Genomic DNA, 694 nt, shown 5'->3' with positions numbered 1-694 from the left:
CAGCGCCGCGCCGCCGCCGTCGACCGCGCGGCCCGCATCCGCGAGCTGGAAGGCCGGCGCGCCAAGGCGGAGGCCGCCGAGGCCCGGGCCAGCGCGGCGCGCGCCAAGGCGGAGGCGATCCCGGTCAATGAGGCGGCGCTCGCCGCCATCCGCAAGGCGGAGAAGGAGGCCGCGTCCGCCGAGGCCCGGCTCGGCGCGGCGGCGACCCTCATCACCCTCGACATCCCGGATGACCGCCGCGCCGGCCTCGCGCTCGACGGCCGCCCGCTGGCGCCGGGCGCGGCGACGATCCGCGCGGTGGAGCCGGTGACGCTGGACATTCCCGAGCGCGGCCGCATCACCATCGCACCCGCCATCAAGGACCGCGACCTGCTGCTGCGCCAGGCCCAGGAGGCGGCGGCGCGTCTGAAGGCGGCGCTCGCGGGCGCGGGCGCCGCTTCCCCCACCGAGGCGGAGGCCGCGCACGCGCTGCGCGAGCGCCTCGTGAAGGAGGCCGAATTCGCCCGCAGCGAGGCCGAGCTGCACGCCCCCCCAGGCGAGGGCCGCGCCGCCGGCGCGCAGGCGCTCGCCGATCACATTGCGGGCCTTGCCGCCATCCTCGCCCGCGAGGCGGGCGCAGGCGCCCTGCCCTCGCGGGACGAGGCGGAGGCGGCGCTGCGCGCGGCCCAGGCCGCCGTGCTTGCCGCGCGCGAGG

At 80.1% G+C, this 694-nt stretch carries 1 pseudogene; it reads left to right on the top strand.

From position 1 onward, the window contains the following. Positions 1 to 694, top strand: a pseudogene (locus D9R14_RS23240) (hypothetical protein); the annotation flags it as partial.

This window comes from Xanthobacter tagetidis (genome assembly GCF_003667445.1).
Lineage (GTDB): Bacteria > Pseudomonadota > Alphaproteobacteria > Rhizobiales > Xanthobacteraceae > Xanthobacter > Xanthobacter tagetidis.
This window is presented reverse-complemented; position numbering and strand designations above follow the sequence as displayed.